Raw genomic sequence first — 18,860 nt, 5'->3', positions numbered from 1 at the left:
TCGTCCATCACCGCGACGCCCAGCTCGGCGGCCTTGGCCAGCTTGGAGCCGGCGCCGGGCCCGGCGACCACGCAGTGGGTCTTGCCGGACACGGAACCCGCCACCTTGGCCCCCAGGCTTTCCAACTTTTCCTTGGCGATATCACGGCTCATGCGCTCCAGGGTGCCGGTCAGCACCCAGGTCTGCCCCGCCAGCGGCAAGCCCTCGGCGGACTTCTTCTCGCACGACCAGTGCATGCCGAAGTCCAGCAACTGGGCCTCGATGGCACGGGCCAGTTGCTGGTTGGCCTCGACCTTGAAGAACTCGCGTACGCCTTCGGCCTGCTTGGTGTTCAGGGCCTGGCGCAGGTCGATACCGTCGGCGGCGATAATCCGCTCCAGGGTGCCCAGCTTGTCTACCAGTTTCTCGGCGCCGGTCGGGCCGACCGAGGGGATGTCGAGCTTGGCCAGCATTCCGGCCAGCGTGGTGCTGGCAGCGAACTCGGCGCCCAGCTCACCCTCGTCCTGCAACTGCATGCCGCAGGCCAGCAACTGCGCGATGACTTCGCGGTTGTGCGCGTCCTCGAAGAAGTTGTGGATCTCGTGGGCAACTTCCAGGCCGATGTCCGGCAGGTAGGTCAGTACCTGCGGCAACGCCACCTGCACTCGCGCCAGGCTGCCCAGGGACCGGGCCAGGACCTTGGCGGTCTCCTCGCCGACATCGGGGATGCCCAGCGCATAGATGAAGCGCGCCAGGCTCGGACGCTTGCTCGCCTCGATGGCAGCCAGCAGCTTGTTGCTCGACACCTCGGCAAAGCCTTCCAGCGCCACCACCTGGTCGAAGGTCAGGTGGTAGAGATCGGCCGGCGAGCGGATCAGGTTCTCGTCGACCAACTGCTCGACGCTCTTCTCGCCCAGGCCGTCGATATCCATGGCCCGACGCGACACGTAGTGAATGATCGCCTGCTTGAGCTGGGCGGCGCAGCTCAGGCGCCCCACGCAACGGTACACCGCGCCTTCGCTGGTGGTTTCCTTGCCCTTGCTACGCTTGACCAGCTGGGTGCGCTCGACCTGCGAGCCGCACACCGGGCACTGCGTGGGCACCTCGACCGGCCGGGCGTCCTGCGGACGGCGGTCGAGCACCACCTGCATCACCTGCGGGATCACATCGCCGGCGCGGCGGATGATCACCGTGTCGCCGATGCGCAGGCCCAGCCGGGCGATCTCATCCATGTTGTGCAGGGTGGCGTTGGACACCGTCACGCCGGCCACCTTGACCGGCTTGAGCCGCGCCACCGGGGTCACCGCGCCGGTGCGCCCGACCTGGAACTCGACGTCGAGCACCTCGGTGAGCTCCTCCATGGCCGGGAACTTGTGGGCGATCGCCCAGCGCGGCTCACGGGCGCGGAAGCCCAGTTCACGCTGGGAGGCCAGGCTGTTGACCTTGAACACCACGCCATCGATTTCGTAGGGCAGGCCGTTGCGGCGGGCGCCGATGTCGCGGTAGTAGTCCAGGCACTCTTCGATACCAGCGGCATGGCGCAGCTCGCGGCTGATCGGCAGCCCCCAGGTCTTGAGCTTCTCGAGGATGCCGATATGGCTGTCGCCAAAGGCCTCGGACACCTGGCCAACGCCATAGCAGCAGAACTCCAGCGGGCGGCTGGCGGTGATCTTCGAGTCCAGTTGGCGCAGGCTGCCGGCCGCGGCGTTGCGCGGGTTGGCGAAGGTCTTGCCGCCGGCTTCGGCCTGCGCGGCGTTGAGCCGGTCGAAACCCGCCTTGCTCATGTACACTTCGCCACGCACTTCCAGCACCGCCGGCCAGCCCTCGCCCTGCAGCTTGAGCGGGATGTTGCGCACGGTGCGCACGTTGGCGCTGATGTCCTCGCCGGTGGTGCCGTCACCGCGGGTGGCGCCCTGCACCAGCTGGCCATCACGGTACAGCAGGCTCACCGCCAGGCCGTCGAGCTTCGGCTCGCAGCTGTAGTCCACCGCCGCCTGATCGCCGCCCGGCAGGTCCAGGCCTTCCACCACGCGACGGCCGAAATCACGCAGGTCGCCCTCCTCGAAGGCGTTGCCCAGGCTGAGCATGGGCACTTCGTGACGGACCTGGCTGAACGCCGCCAACGCCGCGCCACCGACGCGCTGGGTCGGAGAGTCCGGGGTCACCAGGTGCGGGTGCTCGGCCTCCAGTGCCTTGAGCTCGTTGAACAGGCGGTCGTATTCGGCATCGGGCACGCTGGGTTCGTCGAGCACGTAGTAGCGGTAGTTGTGCTGGTCGAGTTCGGCGCGCAGGGCATGGATTCGGGATTCGGCGTTCATGGGTCGTCTTCTCTTGCAAAGCAAAAGAGCAGCCCCAGGCTGCTCTTTTGCTTGCGTCAGTGCGGCGCGGATCGAGGCTGGATCCGCCCGCTCGTAAACATCAGCGTTTCTGGGTCAGGGCGCGGCGCTCGAACTCGACGATGCGCTGGCGATAGTGCTCGATGGTCTGGGCGGTCAGCACGCTGCGCTGGTCGTCCTTGAGTTCACCGTTGAGCTCGTGGGCCAGCTTGCGCGCGGCAGCCACCATCACGTCGAAAGCCTGCTTGGGATGGCGCGGGCCGGGCAGACCGAGGAAGAAGCTCACCGCTCGGGTGCTGAAATGGTCGATGTCGTCCAGGTCGAACACGCCGGGCTTGACCGCGTTGGCCATGGAGAACAGCACTTCACCGTGGCCGGCCATGCTCTCGTGACGGTGGAAAATGTCCATCTCGCCGAAGCGCAGGCCGCTTTCGAGGATGTTCTGCAGCAGTGCCGGGCCCTTGAAGCCACTCTCGTCACGGGAAATGACGCTGATCACCAGCACTTCCTCGGCCGGTGGCAGCTCCTTGGCCGGCGTGCTCGGCGCGGTAAAGCCGTTGGCGCGGGTGTTGTCGGCGGCGAAATCGTCGTCGCCCCCCTCGAACAGGTCGGGCTCGCGAGGCTCGGCGGCCAGGTTCAGGTCACCCTGCTGCGGCTCGCTATGGTTGCGCTTGCCGCGTTTGGCCTTGGCCGGCTTGGGTTCGCGCTCGCGCTCCCGTTCGCGCGCGGGGGCGCTCACCGACGGCAGGTCGGACTCGTCCAGCTCGGGCTCTTTGTGGGTTTCCAGCACACGCGCAGGGCCGAGCACCTCGGCGCTGCCGCTGTCGTCGTCCGGGGCGTTGGCGTAGCTACGGTCCAGACGGAACTTCAACTTGCCCTTGCCGCCGCGCATGCGGCGCCAGCCGTCGAAAAGAATACCGGCGATGACAATGATGCCGATGACGATCAGCCACTCGCGCAGACCGATTTCCATGTAATCCCGTGCCTCTATAAAAAATATGCTTGAAAACAAAGGCTTCAAAGGCCTTTAACACGTGGCGCCAACTCTATGTTCTGACAGGCGTTTTACCCACGCAAAAAACAAGTGACATTAAGCTAGCACGACCAAAGGCAACTTTACACCGTCTGTCGCGTCTGCTGAGGCTTTTGCCTACATGTTCACACCCTTTCTTTACCCCTTACGCATCGACCATGGCCATAGCCTCTTCCACATCAACTGCTACAAGACGTGAACAGCCCGGCTCATGCATGGTCACCCCCATCAACTGGTCGGCCATTTCCATGGCGATCTTGTTGTGGGTGATGTAGATGAACTGCACGGTCTCGCTCATTTCCTTGACCAGGCGGGCATACCGCCCGACGTTGGCATCGTCCAGCGGTGCATCGACCTCGTCGAGCATGCAGAACGGTGCTGGGTTCAACTTGAAGATGGCGAACACCAGGGCCAGGGCCGTGAGTGCCTTCTCGCCGCCGGACAGCAGATGGATGGTGCTGTTCTTCTTGCCCGGCGGGCGCGCCATGATCGTCACCCCTGTATCGAGTAGATCTTCGCCCGTCAGTTCCAGATAAGCGCTGCCGCCACCGAAAACTTTTGGGAAAAGTGCCTGTAATCCGGCATTTATCTGATCAAAGGTATCCTTGAAGCGGTTGCGGGTTTCCTTGTCGATCTTGCGGATGACGTTTTCCAGGGTCTCCAGCGCCTCGACCAGGTCGGCGTCCTGGGCATCCAGGTAACGCTTGCGTTCGGACTGCTGTTCGTATTCCTCGATGGCCGCCAGGTTGATCGCGCCCAGGCGCTGGATACGTGCCTCGAGCTGCTCCAGGGCCTGCTCGGTGCCCTGCTCGCTGGCGTCGGCCTCGAGCGTGGCGAGCACGCCCTGAAGATCGTAGCCGTCGGCGAGCAATTGTTCCTGCAAGGTCTTGCGCCGCACATCCAACCCCTGGGACTCCAGGCGCTGCTGCTCCAGTTGGCCGCGCAGCAGTTGCGACTGCTGCTCGGCCTGGGTACGGCGCCGCTCGGCATCGCGCAGCTCGCGATCGGCCTCATCCATGTGCAGGCGCGCCTGACGCATTTCCTCGTCGACGCTCATACGTCGTTCCAGCAGTTCCTCGAGCTTGAGGCGCAATTCTTCCAGCGGTGCCTCGCCCTCCTCCAGGTTCAGGTTCAACTGCTCCTGACGCTCGCTCAAGCGCGCGGCCTGCTGCTCCAGGCGTTCAAGCGCCTGGCGGGTCGAGTCGTGCTGGGCGCGCAGCGAGCCCAGGCGCACGGCCAGCTGGTGGGCATGGTCCTTGTGCTGGCGGGCCTCCTGACGGATGCGGTCAAGACCTTCGCGCAGGGTGTCGCGGCGCGCCATCAACAGCTCTCGCTGTTCGGTATCCTGGGCCATCAGGTCCAGGGCTTCCTGCAGCAACAGGCGCGCCTCGCCCAGTTGCTCGTGCTCCAGGGCGCGCTGCTCCTGCAGCTCGGCCAGTTCTTCCTGCAGGCGGCGGCGGCGCAGCTCCAGCTGTTCGGCACGGGCACGGCCGGCGGACAGGCGCGCCTTGAGCTCGCCATGCTGGCGGCTTTCGTCCTGGCTGCGACGGCGCAGTTGCTCGCGCTGCTCTTCCAGATCGAGCTGCTGCTCGCGCAGGCGTTGCAGCTGCTCGTCGAGCTGCTCGAGCAAGGCCTCCTGTTCCAACTGCTCCCGGCCCAGGCGCTCGATCTCCTGGCCACGGGCCAGCACGCCACCTTGGGCCTCGCCCCCTCGGCTGACCCGCAGGAAATGCCGCCCGACCCAATAGCCGTCGCGGCTGACCAGGCTCTGCCCGGCGCCCAGCGAGCCCCGCCGTGACAGGGCCTGTTCCAGGGTCTCCACCGGCATGACCTGGCCCAGCCAGGGCGACAGGTCGACGCTTCCTTCGACCTTGTCGAGCAGGCTGCCAGCAACACTCGCGCCCTGCGCGCCGGCCATCAGCAGGCGCAGCTCGCCCTGCTCCAGCGCGGCGAATTCCAGGCCTGTGAAGTCATCCAGCAGCACCGCCTGCAGATCGGCGCCCAGCACAGTTTCCACCGCCAGCTCCCAGCCGGGCTCGACCCGCAGCCCCTCGGCCAGCCGGGGACGCTGCTCCAGGCCCTGGGCACGCAGCCAGTCGGCGGCCCCGACTCCCGGCTCCAGCGCGGCCTGCTGCAAGGCTTCGAGAGACGCCAGGCGCCCGCCCAGACGCTGCAGGTCGCCCTGCTGCTGTTGCTGCGCCTGGTTGGCCTGTTGCATCTGCTCGCGCAATGCGTCCAACTGCTCGACCACCTGCCGCTCCTGCAACTGGAGGTCTTCGAGCAGCAACTCACTGCTGGCCACCTGCTCGTCCAGGTCGCAGGTCTCGGTATCTTGCGAATCGCCGCCGAGCTGGTCACGCTCCTCGCCCAGCTTGCGCTGGCGCTCGGCCAGGCGTTCCAGGCTGGCCTCCAGCTGCGCCAGGCGCGCCTGCTGCACTTCGGCCTGGCGGCGCGGCTCGGCGGAGCGGGTGTTGAAACTGTCCCACTGCTCCTGCCAGCCGTGCATGCCCAGCTCGGCCTCCTCCAGGGTCGCGGCGGCCTCCTCGGCCGCGGCCAGGGTCAGTTCCTGCTCGGGTTCGAGCATGGCCAGTTCTTCACCCAGGGTCGCCAGCAAGGTGCGGTCGTGCCCCAGGTGCGATTCGGTTTCCAGACGGCTGCGTTCGGCCTCCTTGAGGTCATCCTGCAACTGACGCAGGCGCTGCTGGCCGTGCTGGATGCTCTGCTCGACCCGGGCGATATCGCCGGCCACCGAATAGAAGCGGCCCTGCACCTGGTTGAAGCGCTCGGACAGCTCATGATGGCCGTCGCGCAGGCGCTCGATGCTGGCATCGGCGTTACGCTGCTCGGCCACCAGGGCCTCGAAGGCGATCTCCTGGTCGCCAATGACCGTCTCGCGCTGACGCACCCGCTGGTCCAGGTCGCGCCAGCGCAGGGCCGCCAGACGCGCCTTGAGCTGGCGCTCCTCGGCCTTGTACTCGCGGTACTTCTCGGCGGCCTGGGCCTGGCGGTGCAGGCGCTCGAGCTGGCGTTCCAGCTCTTCGCGCAGGTCGGTCAGGCGCGCCAGGTTCTCCTGGGTGCGGCGGATGCGGTTCTCGGTCTCGCGGCGGCGCTCCTTGTACTTGGAGATGCCTGCCGCCTCCTCGATGAAGTTGCGCAGCTCTTCGGGCTTGGCCTCGATCAGCTTGGAGATCATGCCCTGTTCGATGATCGAGTAGCTGCGCGGCCCCAGGCCCGTGCCGAGGAAGATATCGGTGATATCACGGCGCCGGCACTTGGTACCGTTGAGGTAATAGGTGTTCTGCCCGTCGCGAGTGACCTTGCGGCGGATCGAGATCTCGGCGTAGGCGGCGTACTCACCGACCAGCGAGTTGTCGCTGTTGTCGAACACCAGCTCGATGCTGGCCTGGCTGACCGGCTTGCGGCTGGTGGAGCCGTTGAAGATGACATCGGTCATCGACTCGCCACGCAGGTTCTTGGCCGAGCTTTCGCCCATCACCCAGCGCACCGCGTCGATGATGTTGGACTTGCCGCAGCCATTGGGGCCGACCACGGCCGCCATGTTGCTGGGAAAATTGACCGTGGTCGGGTCGACGAAGGACTTGAACCCGGCCAGGCGGATGCACTTCAAGCGCATCGATCAGACCCGCGCCAGCGCCGCCAGCACCAGTTCGCAACTGCGCTGGCAATAGGCGGTGAGCACCTCGCGGATGCGCGGCAGGTCGCGGGCGACCACGGCTTCGAGCAGGCAGGCGAACAGCTCCAGGTAGTCGACCATGTTGGCCTGGCGCTGGTCCAGGGCCAGGTAGTAGGCGCGGCTCATGGCCGGCTGCAAGTTCTCGACGGTTTCCTGCAGGTACGGGTTGTTGGCGAACGGATAGGCAGCGCGCATCACCGCGAAACTGTCGGCGACGAAGGCCTTGATGTCCTTGGCGGCGTGGGCCTGCTTGAGGCGCTGCTGGATGTCCAGGAACGGGCGCAGGTCGCTGTCGCTGCGCCAATGCTGTGCAACGGCGTTGCCCAGCAGGATGTAGAACTCGCCCATCAGGGTGCACAGGCTGCGCACGCTGTTTTCGTCCAGCTCGGTCACATGGGCCCCGCGGCGCGGCAGGATCGCCACCAGATGGCGGCGTTCGAGGATGAGCAGCGCCTCGCGCACCGAGCCGCGGCTGACGTTGAGGGCCTGGGTGACCTTCTGCTCCTGGATGCGCTCGCCGGGTGCGAGTTCGCCGCGGATGATCCGCTCGGCCAGGTAGTGGGCAATTTGCTCGGAGAGGCTGTCCGGCGCCTTGAACGTCATGGTTTTCCTTCGCGATCTGGGTAGCTGTGCACAAGGGCGCGATTGTAGCGCACTTGTCCCATGCCCGCGCAGCGGCGCGACGCGCTTTGTGCGACTGGCGGGTCAACTTTCCCACTCGGCGCGAACTATGCTTGGAGAAAGGCTCGATGAAGCGGTTCGGAAGGCCTCTGGACAAAATCTTGACCTTTGGGTCAGAAAATTATTGACCTCAGGGTCAAGCGTTGCTTAGAGTCCGCCCGAACAACAATAAAACCATTGCGAGGCCCTCCCCCGTGATCCAGTTTCTCGTCAACCAGGAGCTGCGCAGCGAGCACGCCCTGGACCCGAACATGACGGTGCTGCAATACCTGCGCGAGCACCTGGGCAAACCCGGCACCAAGGAAGGCTGCGCCAGCGGCGACTGCGGCGCCTGCACCGTGGTCGTCGGCGAACTCGTCCAGGACGATCAAGGCAGCGACAGCATCCGCTACCGCAGCCTCAACTCATGCCTGACGTTCGTGTCCTCCCTGCACGGCAAGCAGCTGATCAGCGTCGAGGGTCTCAAGCACCAAGGCGAACTGCACAGCGTGCAGAAGGCCATGGCCGACTGCCATGGTTCGCAGTGCGGCTTCTGCACCCCCGGTTTTGTCATGTCGCTGTTCGCCCTGCAGAAGAACAGCGAGGGCCACGACCTGCACCAGGCCCAGGAGGCCCTGGCCGGCAACCTGTGCCGCTGCACCGGCTACCGGCCGATCCTTGCCGCCGCCGAGCAGAGCTGCGCCCAACCCTGTCGTGACCAATTCGACGCCCAGCAGGCGCAGACCATCGCTCGTCTCAAGGCCATCGCCCCGCAACAGACCGGCGAGCTCAACAGCGGCGACAAGCGCTGCCTGGTGCCGCTGACCGTGGCCGACCTGGCCGACCTCTACAGTTCGCACCCCGAGGCGCGCCTGCTGGCCGGCGGCACCGACCTGGCGCTGGAGGTCACCCAGTTCCATCGCACCCTGCCGGTGATGATCTACGTCGGCCATGTCGCCGAACTCAAGCGCATCGACAAGACCGCCACCCACCTGGAGATCGGCGCCGCCACCCCGCTGACCGACTGCTACACCGCGCTCAACCAGGAGTACCCCGATTTCGGCGACCTGCTGCACCGCTTCGCCTCGCTGCAGATCCGCAACCAGGGCACCCTGGGCGGCAACATCGGCAACGCCTCGCCGATCGGCGACTCGCCGCCCCTGCTGATCGCCCTGGACGCGCAGATCGTCCTGCGCCAGGGCGAGCGCCAGCGTACCCTGGCCCTGGAAGACTACTTCATCGACTACCGCATCACCGCGCGCCAGGACAGCGAGTTCATCGAGAAGATCATCGTGCCGCGCGCCAGCAATGACTGGGCGTTCCGCGCCTATAAAGTGTCCAAGCGCCTGGACGACGATATCTCCGCCGTGTGCGCGGCGTTCAACCTGAGCATCGAGAACGGCGTGGTCAGCGGCGTGCGCATCGCCTTCGGCGGCATGGCGGCGATCCCCAAACGCGCCCGCGCCTGCGAGGCCGCGCTGCGCGGCAAGCCATGGAACCAGGCCAGCATCGAGCGTGCCTGCCAGGCCCTGGCCGAGGACTTCACCCCGCTGAGCGACTTCCGCGCCAGCCGCGAGTACCGCCTGCTGACCGCGCAGAACCTGCTGCGCAAGTACTTCATCGAACTGCAAACGCCGCACATCGAAACCCGGGTGACCGCCTATGTCTAACCATCACGCCGTCAAGAGCCAGGCCGAGATGGCCGCACTGTTCAGCCAGGACCTGACCACCGGGGTCGGCCGCAGCCTCAAGCACGACAGCGCCGACAAGCATGTGGCGGGCGAGGCGGTGTACATCGACGACCGCCTGGAATTCCCCAACCAGCTGCACGTCTATGCGCGCACCGCGGATCGCGCCCATGCGCGCATCCTGCGCATCGACACCACGCCCTGCTACCAGTTCGAAGGCGTGCGCATTGCCATCACCCACGAGGACATTCCGGGGCTCAAGGACATCGGCCCGGTGGTGGCCGGCGACCCGCTGCTGGCCATCGACAAGGTCGAGTTCTTCGGCCAGCCGGTGCTTGCCGTGGCCGCCCGCGACCTGGACACCGCCCGTCGCGCTGCCATGGCCGCCATCGTCGAATACGAAGATCTGGAACCGGTGCTCGATGTGGTCGAGGCGCTGCGCAAGAAACACTTCGTGCTCGACAGCCACACCCACAAGCGCGGCGATTCGGACGCAGCCCTGACCAGCGCCCCGCACCGCATCCAGGGCAGTCTGCACATCGGCGGCCAGGAGCACTTCTATCTGGAAACCCAGATCAGCTCGGTGCTGCCCAGCGAAGACGGCGGCATGATCGTGTACTGCTCCACGCAGAACCCCACCGAGGTGCAGAAGCTGGTCGCCGAGGTGCTCGACGTGCCGATGCACAAGATCGTCGTCGACATGCGCCGCATGGGCGGCGGCTTCGGCGGCAAGGAAACCCAGGCCGCCAGCCCCGCCTGCCTGTGCGCGGTGATCGCGCGCCTGACCGGCCAGCCGACCAAGATGCGCCTGCCCCGTGTCGAAGACATGATGATGACCGGCAAGCGCCATCCGTTCTACGTCGAGTATGACGTCGGCTTCGACGACACTGGCCGCCTGCACGGCATCAACTTCGACCTGGCCGGCAACTGCGGCTACTCGCCCGACCTGTCCGGCTCGATCGTCGACCGCGCCATGTTCCACTCCGACAACGCCTACTACCTGGGCGACGCCACGGTGCACGGCCACCGCTGCAAGACCAACACCGCCTCCAACACCGCCTACCGCGGCTTCGGCGGCCCGCAAGGGATGGTTGCCATCGAGCAGGTGATGGACCATATCGCCCGCCACCTGGCGCTGGACCCGCTGGCGGTGCGCAAGGCCAACTACTACGGCAAGACCGAGCGCAACGTCACCCACTACTACCAGACCGTCGAGCACAACATGCTCGAGGAGATGACCGCCGAGATCGAGGCGAGCAGCGACTACCACGAGCGCCGCGAATCGATCCGCCGCTTCAACGCCAACAGCCCGGTGCTGAAAAAGGGCCTGGCGCTGACCCCGGTGAAGTTCGGCATCTCGTTCACCGCCACCTTCCTCAACCAGGCCGGTGCCTTGATCCACATCTATACCGACGGCAGCATCCACCTCAACCACGGCGGCACCGAGATGGGCCAAGGCCTGAACACCAAGGTGGCCCAGGTGGTGGCCCAGGTGTTCCAGGTCGACTTCAACCGTATCCAGATCACCGCCACCAACACCGACAAGGTACCCAACACCTCGCCGACCGCGGCCTCCAGCGGCGCCGACCTGAACGGCAAGGCGGCGCAGAATGCCGCCGAGATCCTCAAGAAACGCCTGACCGAGTTCGCCGCCCGGCACTACAACGTCACCGAGGAAGACGTCGAGTTCCGCAACGGCCATGTACGCGTGCGCGACCAGATCGTCAGCTTCGAGCACCTGGTGCAGCAGGCCTACTTCGCTCAGGTGTCGCTGTCGACCACCGGGTTCTACCGCACGCCGAAGATCTTCTACGATCGCGCCCAGGCCCGCGGCCGGCCGTTTTACTACTACGCCTTCGGTGCGGCGTGCGTGGAGGTGATCGTCGACACCCTGACCGGCGAGTACAAGATGCTGCGCGCCGACATCCTGCACGACGTCGGTGACTCGCTGAACCCGGCCATCGATATCGGTCAGGTCGAAGGCGGCTTCGTCCAGGGCATGGGCTGGCTGACCACCGAGGAGCTGGTGTGGAACGCCAAGGGCAAGCTGATGACCAACGGCCCGGCCAGCTACAAGATCCCGGCGGTGGCCGACATGCCGATCGACATGCGCGTCAAGCTGGTGGAGAACCGCAAGAACCCCGAGGACACAGTGTTCCATTCCAAGGCCGTGGGCGAGCCGCCGTTCATGCTCGGCATCGCCGCCTGGTGCGCGATCAAGGACGCGGTGGCGAGCATCGCCGACTACCGTGTACAGCCCGAGATCGACGCACCGTCGACGCCGGAGCGGGTGTTGTGGGGCTGCGAGCAGATGCGCAAGGCGGTGGCCGCGGCTCAGCCTGCCGAACAGCAACTGGAACCCGTGACGCACTGACGCCGCGCTCCCTGTAGGCGCGACCTTGCGTTGCGCCCACAGGGGACCGAGGAGGACTGAAGACATGCACCAATGGATCAACGCCCTCGCCGACCATCAAGCCCGCGGCGAACCCTGCGTCCTGGTGACCATCATCGAGGAACGCGGCTCCACGCCGCGCAACGCCGGCTCGAAAATGGTGGTCAGCGCCAGCGCGCTGTACGACACCATCGGCGGCGGCCACCTGGAATTCAAGGCCCTGCACATCGCCCGGCAGATGCTCGAGGAACATCGCAGCACCCCGCATCTGGAGCGTTTCAGCCTTGGCGCCAGCCTCGGCCAGTGCTGCGGCGGCGCCACCGTGCTGCTGTTCGAGCCGATGACCGGCGTGCAGGCCGAGATCGCGGTGTTCGGCGCGGGCCATGTCGGCCGCGCTCTGGTACCCTTGCTCGCCGCGCTGCCCTGCCGGGTGCGCTGGATCGACTCGCGCGAGCAGGAGTTCCCCGACATCATCCCCAACGGGGTGAGCCGGATCGTCAGCGAAGAGCCGGTCGACGAAGTCGCCGACCTGCCCGCCGGCAGCTACTGCATCGTCATGACCCACAATCACCAGCTGGACCTGGAACTGACCGCCGCGATCCTCAAGCGCAACGATTTCACCTGGTTCGGCCTGATCGGCTCGAAGACCAAGCGGGTCAAGTTCGAGCACCGCCTGCGCGAGCGCGGTTTCGACGATGCCCTGATGGCGCGAATGCGCTGCCCGATGGGCCTGGCCGAGGTCAAGGGCAAGCTGCCGATCGAGATCGCCGTGTCCATCGCCGCCGAGATCATTGCCACCTACAACGCCTGTTTCGGCCAGCACGACGCTGCCGCCAACTCAGGCTCCATCGCCCAGTTGCTGCCGTCCTCGCGACGCAGCCAGACCCTTTGACGAGAGCCCCATGAGCGCAACCCGCAAAGCCTACCGAGCCGCCATCCTGCACAGCATCGCCGACCCCGCCGAGGTCGGCCTGGAGGCGTCCTGCGAATACTATGAAGACGGCCTGCTGGTGGTCGACAACGGCCGCATCAGCGCCCTGGGCCACGCCAGCGAGCTGCTGCCGACCCTCGACGCCGATATTCCGGTGCAGCACTACCAGGACGCCCTGATCACCCCGGGCTTCATCGACACCCACATCCACTTCCCGCAGACCGGCATGATCGGCTCCTACGGCGAGCAACTGCTGGACTGGCTGAACACCTACACCTTCCCCTGCGAGAAGCAGTTCGCCGACAAGGCCCACGCCGACCAGGTGGCGAAGATCTTCCTCAAGGAACTGCTGCGCAACGGCACCACCACTGCCCTGGTGTTTGGCAGCGTGCACCCCGAGTCGGTCAACGCCCTGTTCGAGGAGGCCGAGCGCCTTGACCTGCGCATGATCGCCGGCAAGGTGATGATGGACCGCAACGCCCCCGACTACCTGACCGACACCGCCGAATCCAGCTACCGCGACAGCAAGGCGCTGATCGAACGCTGGCACGGCAAGGGCCGCCTGCACTACGCGGTCACCCCACGCTTCGCGCCGACCAGCACGCCGGAGCAGCTGAGCGTGGCCGGCCAGTTGCTCAAGGAGCACCCGGGCGTGTACATGCACACCCACCTGTCGGAGAACCTCAAGGAGATCGATTGGGTCAAGTCGCTGTTCCCCGAGCAGAAAGGCTACCTGGACGTCTACGACCACTTCGAGCTGCTCGGCGAGCGCTCGGTGTTCGCCCACGGCGTGCACCTGTGCGACGACGAATGCCAGCGCCTGGCCGAGACCGGCTCGGCCATCGCCTTCTGCCCGACCTCCAACCTGTTCCTGGGCAGCGGCCTGTTCAACCTGCCCCAGGCCGAGCGTTTCAAGGTCAACGTGGGCTTGGGCACCGACGTCGGCGCCGGCACCAGTTTCTCGCTGCTCAATACCTTGAACGAGGCATACAAGGTGATGCAGTTGCAAGGCGCGCGCCTGCACCCGTACAAGTCGCTGTACCTGGCCACCCTCGGCGGCGCCCGCGCCCTGCGCCTGGACGACCGCATCGGCAGCCTGCGCCCGGGCAATGACGCCGACTTCGTGGTGCTCGACTACAAGGCCACGCCGCTGCTGGACTACCGTCTGCAGCAGTCGAAGAACATCGAGGAGACCTTGTTCGTGCTCACCACCCTGGGCGACGACCGCACCGTACGCGAGACCTACGCCGCCGGGCGTTGCGTGCACCAGCGCTAAGGCTGTTTCGCCAGGCCTCGATAGAGCGCACCGCCGATCGCCGCGCCGATCAGCGGTGCCACCCAGAACAGCCACAGCTGCTGGACGGCCCAGCCACCGACGAACAACGCCGGCCCCGTGCTGCGCGCCGGGTTCACCGAGGTGTTGGTTACCGGGATCGAGATCAGATGGATCAGGGTCAGCGCCAGGCCGATGGCGATCGGCGCGAACCCCGCCGGCGCCCGGGCATCGGTGGCGCCCATGATGATCACCAGGAACATCGCGGTCATCACCACCTCACTGGCAAAGCCTGCCGCCAAGGTGTACCCGCCGGGCGAGTGCTCGCCGTAGCCGTTTGAAGCCAACCCATTGGCCAGCTCGAAACCGGCCTTGCCGCTGGCGATGAAGTAGATCACCGCTGCGGCGAGGATCGCGCCGATCACCTGGGCGATCACATAGGGCAGCAACTCCTTCGCCGGGAAGCGCCCGCCCACCACCAGGCCGAACGACACGGCGGGATTGAGGTGACAACCGGAGATATGACCGATGGCGAAGGCCATGGTCAGGACCGTCAGGCCGAAGGCGAAGGCAACACCGAGGACACCGATGCCGACCGGGGAACTGGCGGCCAGCACCGCGCTGCCGCACCCGCCAAGGACCAACCAGAACGTGCCGACCAACTCGGCACCCATGCGCACACCCAGGGACGAACTCATGGAGCATTCCTCAAGTAATTGGACGCAACGACTGCGCAAGCCCAACTGCCTGATGAAGGTTTGCTGAAGAGAAATCTAGCAGAGCTTTGGCCGGTGGCCAGAAACGACCAGGGGCCGCAAAGCGGCCCCTGGTTCATGCAGGCAAACGATCAACCCTTGGCGGTGGCCTTGGGCTTTTTCAGCAGGTGCGAGAACACCGCGTGCAGATCGTCCGAGGCGCTCTCCTCGTCGAGGTTGAGCTTGCTGTCGATATGATCCATGTGGTGCATCATCAGGCTCACCGCCTGTTCGGCGTCACGGGCCTCGATGGCGTCGATCAGTTGCATGTGCTCGTCGTACGAGCAGTGCGAGCGGTTGCCGCTTTCGTACTGGGCGATGATCAGCGAGGTCTGCGACACCAAGCTGCGCTGGAAACTCACTAGTGGCGCATTGCCTGCGGCCTCGGCCAGCTTGAGGTGGAATTCGCCGGACAGACGAATACCGGCGCCGCGGTCGCCGCGGGAGAAGCTGTCGCGCTCCTCGCGGACCATCTGGCGCAGTTCGTTGAGCTGCTCGGCGGTGGCGTGCTGCACGGCCAGTTCGGTGATGGCGCGCTCGACCATGCGCCGAGAGAAGAACACCTGGCGCGCCTCTTCCACCGTCGGGCTGGCCACCACCGCGCCGCGGTTCGGCCGCAGCAGCACCACGCTTTCATGAGCCAGGCGCGACAGGGCGCGGCGGATGATGGTGCGGCTGACGCCGAAAATTTCGCCCAGTGCTTCCTCGCTCAACTTGGTGCCCGGGGCCAGGCGCTGCTCGAGGATCGCCTCGAAGATGTGCGCGTAGACGATGTCGTCCTGGGTACCGCTGCGGCCGGCCTTGCCGGTACGCGCAGGTTTTTTCAGAGGTTGCAGCTGTTCGTTCATGGGCGCTCGAGCACAAGGGATCTGCCAGTCGGACCGTGACTGTAATGCCCGTCGACGGGGGGATGGCAAGTCCGGAAAGAAGATAATGGGCCAAGGTATGGCGCCATTGTACACAGGCTGACCCGTTTCTGCAGGTGGCCTTTTACCTATATAGCCGTTGTACGACCGTTTGTACGCACAAAAGATAAAACATTATTTGCTTTATTTGTACACAAAAGCATAATCCTGCGAGCAACTTCCTGACCCATAAGTCAACAAAATGGTCGGACGTCTGCCACACCCTCCCTCGCGAAGCCCCCAAGTGCGTCGGCTCAGGACCAGGCTTCGAACAACAAGAAAGACTTGAGGAGTACTCGCTGTGGAAAGCCGCAAATCCGAAGCACCTACGCTGGATCTCGCCCCACCGCTCGAATCGGGCTGGCTGGAGCGGATTTTCAAACTCAAGCGACACGGCACGACCGTCAGGACCGAACTGATCGCCGGGGTGACCACCTTCATCACCATGGCCTACATCATCTTCGTCAACCCCAACATCATGGCCGACGCCGGTATCGACCACGGCGCGGCGTTCGTCGCCACCTGCATCGCCGCCGCCCTGGGCTGCCTGCTGATGGGCCTGTACGCCAACTGGCCTGTGGGCCTGGCGCCGGGCATGGGGCTCAACGCCTTCTTCACCTACACCGTGGTCGGCACCATGGGCTACAACTGGGAAACGGCGCTGGGGGCGGTATTCGTCTCGGGCGTGCTGTTCATGTTCCTGACGGTTTCGCGGGTGCGCGAGTGGCTACTCAACAGCATCCCGGTAAGCCTGCGCCATGCCATGGGGGCCGGCGTCGGATTGTTCCTCGGGCTGATCGGCCTGAAGACAGCCGGCATCATCGTCGACAGCCCGGCCACCCTGGTCAAGCTGGGCTCGCTGCATGAGCCCGGCCCGCTGCTGGCGGCCGTGTGCTTCCTGTTGATCGCCATCCTCAGCTACAAGCGGGTGTTCGGCGCGATCCTGATCAGCATCATCGGCGTCACCCTGGCCGGCTGGGGCCTGGGCTTGGTCAAGTTCGGCGGGGTGATGTCGATGCCGCCGAGCCTGGCGCCGACCTGGATGGCCATGGACGTGGCCGGGGTGTTCAACGTCAGCATGATCAGCGTGGTGCTGGCGTTCCTGTTCGTGCACATGTTCGACACCGCCGGCACGCTGATGGGCGTGGCCCAGCGCGCCAACCTGGTGGCGCCGGACGGGCGCATCGAGAACCTGTCACGGGCGCTCAAGGCCGACAGCACCTCCAGCGTGTTCGGCGCGGTGGTCGGCGTGCCGCCGGTGACCAGCTACGTGGAAAGTGCCGCGGGCGTGGCGGCGGGTGGGCGTACCGGCCTGACGGCCGTGGTGGTCGGCGTGCTGTTCGTTGCCGCGATGTTCTTCGCCCCGCTGGCCGGGATGATTCCGGCCTATGCCACCGCCGGCGCGTTGATCTACGTGGCGATGCTGATGATGGGCAGCATGGCGCATATCGAGTGGGACGAAGCCACCGACAGCATTCCGGCGATCGTCACGGTGATCATGATGCCGCTGACCTTCTCGGTGGCGGACGGCATCGCCCTGGGCTTCATCAGCTACGTGGCGCTGAAGGCGGGTACCGGCAAGTACAAGGAAATTTCGGCCAGCCTCTGGGTGCTGTGCGCCATCTTCATTGCGAAGTTTGTATTCCTCTGATCAGCGAGATTCATTCGACTCACCTCGGGCAGCCGCAGCGGCCCGAGGTGCCACGTTCGGCTGTGCCCTTCTGACATTTCTGATAGGTGTAAATCCGCTTCAAGCACGCTACTACTAGCAGGAAAAGCCCTCCTCGCAAGAGTATCAAAAACCATGTTTATTCACATATTGGCAACAGACTGGGCCCACTCAGTCATGCAAGCCCAGTCCATCCCAAACGCCTATACACCATATGGAAGCAAGGTACACAGGCCAGGCGTACGGACCGGCTTCAGTGGGCAGATTCCAGACCCCAGCACCGGCCATTATCATCTGGGCAACGGTCACCGTCTGCTCCACCCCCACCTCATGCGCTTCATTAGCCCAGATCCGCTAAGTCCCTTCGGAGAAGGTGGCAGCAATAGTTACACCTATTGCGCAGGCGACCCGATCAATAAACATGACCCTACTGGCGGTGCCACTGCTTTCATCAAGGAGATGCATCAACAATTCACGACTTCGTTTTTACGCAATACCGTGCCCGATGCCATACCGGGACGCGTCTTGGCCACGCCGGAAGCCCAGCAGATCGTCAATGCCCCAAACAAATCGTTTTTTGGAGAACGTGTCGCCGGCGCCTACATTGCAAAAGACAGTAATGGGGCCCCGCCCTTGCCCCAACATCTCCAGACTCGTTACGCAGAAACCGTGCAACAGGCGAATAGGGGGGAAATCCCCTCTGTCGTCGCCCATCTGGAGATGGCAAAAACCTGGCTGAAATTCAACGGTACTCCAGAAGCGGTTGCCGCAAAAATCACACCCGGAACCATAGCAACCGCTGTAGTCGGCCACCTGCTGGGCGCAGCGACGGCTGGAGGCGCGGACATAGCTGCCTTGAAAACCGGAAGAGCATTGAATCTTTCCAGCACCGTAGAGAAAGTCAGGGAGTAAGGCTCCAGACGAAAAAAAGCCCGCCAGTGTGAGAGCGGGCCAAGGACCTACGAAGATTCTTCTAGCGACCAACTAGCTTCCACGATAGGTCGAATAGCTGTACGGCGAAATCAACAGCGGCACGTGGTAGTGCTCCTGCTGCTCGTCGATACCGAAGCGCAGCACGACCACGTCGAGGAACGCGGTGTCCGGCAGCTTCACGCCCTTGGCGCGGTAGTAGTCACCGGCGCTGAACTGCAATTGATAGACGCCGGTGCGATAGTCGTCGCCCTGCAGCAGCGGCGCGTCGACACGGCCATCACTGTTGGTCAGGGCGGTGTTCACCAGCTCCAGCTGCTGGCCTTCGACGCGGTACAGCTCGACCTTGATCGAGCTACCCGGGCAGCCGTGCGCGGCGTCCAGTACGTGTGTGGTCAAACGTCCCATTTGCTTGTCGCCTCTTGTCGTATGCGTGGGCAAAAAATACACGGCAATCACCGGGCACGGGGCCTGCGGCGTGCGGGAATGAAGTCATTAAGACAGTTTATCGGTAAATTGTACACAATTTTTTATCCCATCCTGCGCAACCTCTACAAAACAAGCCACCAGTCGCGAAGACAAGCGCCATGCTGCCGCTCTCACCATTTACTGACC

At 64.9% G+C, this 18,860-nt stretch carries 13 protein-coding genes; 6 read left to right on the top strand and 7 right to left on the bottom strand.

The annotated features are described in order from the left end of the window. The 4 genes from ligA to CC207_RS06210 form a co-directional block, all read right to left on the bottom strand. Positions 1-2,297: NAD-dependent DNA ligase LigA (ligA, locus tag CC207_RS06225; protein ID WP_088851752.1), on the bottom strand; the 2,297-nt coding region annotated here is incomplete at its 3' end. A 100-nt stretch (positions 2,298-2,397) separates the two neighbouring features. Then, positions 2,398-3,288, bottom strand: a complete 891-nt coding sequence (zipA, locus tag CC207_RS06220; RefSeq protein ID WP_028692857.1) for a cell division protein ZipA — start codon at positions 3,286-3,288, stop codon at positions 2,398-2,400. Between the two features lie 205 nt (positions 3,289-3,493). Continuing rightward, positions 3,494-6,982, bottom strand: coding sequence for a chromosome segregation protein SMC (gene smc / locus CC207_RS06215; RefSeq protein ID WP_088851745.1), 3,489 nt, complete (start codon positions 6,980-6,982; stop codon positions 3,494-3,496). A 3-nt stretch (positions 6,983-6,985) separates the two neighbouring features. Continuing rightward, on the bottom strand, positions 6,986-7,645 hold the full coding sequence (locus CC207_RS06210; RefSeq protein WP_028692855.1) for a GntR family transcriptional regulator: 660 nt from the start codon (positions 7,643-7,645) through the stop codon (positions 6,986-6,988). 272 nt (positions 7,646-7,917) lie between these two features. Here CC207_RS06210 and xdhA point away from each other — a divergent pair, with 272 nt between their 5' ends. The 4 genes from xdhA to guaD all read left to right on the top strand — a co-directional run bounded on the left by xdhA (position 7,918) and on the right by guaD (position 13,989). Further along, a complete protein-coding gene (xdhA, locus tag CC207_RS06205) occupies positions 7,918-9,372 on the top strand; it encodes a xanthine dehydrogenase small subunit (protein ID WP_028692854.1) in 1,455 nt (484 codons plus the stop codon). Then, complete coding sequence (xdhB, locus tag CC207_RS06200; protein WP_088851744.1) at positions 9,365-11,764, top strand: xanthine dehydrogenase molybdopterin binding subunit; 2,400 nt, start codon at positions 9,365-9,367, stop codon at positions 11,762-11,764. The genes xdhA and xdhB overlap by 8 nt, the downstream gene beginning before the upstream one ends. Positions 11,765-11,828: 64 nt before the next feature. Beyond that, the gene (xdhC, locus tag CC207_RS06195; protein ID WP_088851743.1) at positions 11,829-12,674 is read left to right on the top strand and encodes a xanthine dehydrogenase accessory protein XdhC; all 846 of its coding nucleotides are present in this window, start codon (positions 11,829-11,831) and stop codon (positions 12,672-12,674) included. Between the two features lie 10 nt (positions 12,675-12,684). Further along, on the top strand, positions 12,685-13,989 hold the full coding sequence (gene guaD / locus CC207_RS06190) for a guanine deaminase (RefSeq protein ID WP_062362535.1): 1,305 nt from the start codon (positions 12,685-12,687) through the stop codon (positions 13,987-13,989). Here the strand turns inward: guaD and aqpZ are convergent. Together aqpZ and CC207_RS06180 are read right to left on the bottom strand one after the other, a co-directional pair. After that, complete coding sequence (gene aqpZ / locus CC207_RS06185; protein WP_028692850.1) at positions 13,986-14,684, bottom strand: aquaporin Z; 699 nt, start codon at positions 14,682-14,684, stop codon at positions 13,986-13,988. The genes guaD and aqpZ overlap by 4 nt on opposite strands. Positions 14,685-14,833: 149 nt before the next feature. Further along, positions 14,834-15,589, bottom strand: a complete 756-nt coding sequence (locus CC207_RS06180; protein WP_028692849.1) for a GntR family transcriptional regulator — start codon at positions 15,587-15,589, stop codon at positions 14,834-14,836. A gap of 358 nt (positions 15,590-15,947) precedes the next feature. Between CC207_RS06180 and CC207_RS06175 the strand changes: the two genes are divergently transcribed. Continuing rightward, entirely contained in the window at positions 15,948-17,297 is a 1,350-nt protein-coding gene (locus CC207_RS06175) for an NCS2 family permease (protein WP_062362540.1), read from the top strand. 153 nt (positions 17,298-17,450) lie between these two features. After that, entirely contained in the window at positions 17,451-18,227 is a 777-nt protein-coding gene (locus CC207_RS06170; protein ID WP_088851742.1) for an RHS repeat-associated core domain-containing protein, read from the top strand. Between the two features lie 72 nt (positions 18,228-18,299). Here CC207_RS06170 and uraH read toward each other — a convergent pair whose 3' ends face one another. Further along, on the bottom strand, positions 18,300-18,653 hold the full coding sequence (uraH, locus tag CC207_RS06165) for a hydroxyisourate hydrolase (protein WP_028692847.1): 354 nt from the start codon (positions 18,651-18,653) through the stop codon (positions 18,300-18,302). Positions 18,654-18,860: the final 207 nt, after the last annotated feature.

Origin of the sequence: Pseudomonas sp. DrBHI1 (assembly GCF_002205115.1) — a bacterium.
GTDB classification, from domain to species: Bacteria; Pseudomonadota; Gammaproteobacteria; order Pseudomonadales; family Pseudomonadaceae; genus Aquipseudomonas; species Aquipseudomonas mosselii.
The sequence above is the reverse complement of the archived record's forward strand: the minus strand, read 5'-3'. Positions and strand labels throughout refer to the sequence as shown.